The following is a 575-nucleotide window of genomic DNA, read 5'->3' as shown; positions in this document are numbered from 1 at the left end:
GCCGAGGCATCCGTTTCGTCATGCTGGAACAAGGTATAGATAGTCAGATCTGTATCTGCATTGGGTTGCCAACGAATTGTTGGCGCGAACATTTGCCGATCATCCTGAATTTCGTTGCTGGTTTCGCCAAAGCGGGCCATGCCAACAATGCGTGATGCCCAGGTCCCGTTTTCTGTCAGGCCAAGATTGTAATCAAACCCGCCTTCGTATGAGTCCGTGTTGGTGAAACGGCCATAGACATTGTTCTTTGCACCAAGGTGAGGGCGTTTGGTAACGCTGTTGAGTAAGCCGCCCGGTGTTGATTGCCCGTAAAGTGCCGCTGTGGGGCCCTTTACGATTTCAAGCTGTTCAAGGCCGTAGGGTTCGGTGCGAAACGTTGCATAGACGCCTGTCATCTGGCGTAAGCCATCTCGGTAGTCGCCGTAGATATGTACCGGATAGCCACGAACATAAACCTGATCAAAGCGCGGATCATATCCGTAATTGTTGGTTGCTACCCCTGCGGTATAAGCAACTGCATCTTCGATGCTCGCAACGGCGCGGTCCTCGATTTCCTGGCCAGATACGACGGAAAT

Annotated in this window: 1 protein-coding gene; it reads right to left on the bottom strand. The window is 52.2% G+C overall.

Annotated features, from left to right (window positions below):
- On the bottom strand, positions 1-575 hold a 575-nt coding region (locus B3Z49_RS05695; protein ID WP_296988783.1), incomplete at both ends, for a TonB-dependent receptor plug domain-containing protein.

It is taken from the genome of Thalassospira sp. UBA1131, from assembly GCF_002311515.1.
Taxonomy (GTDB): Bacteria; Pseudomonadota; Alphaproteobacteria; order Rhodospirillales; family Thalassospiraceae; genus Thalassospira.
Note: the sequence above shows the minus strand (reverse complement) of the source record. Positions and strands in the feature narration are given on the sequence as shown.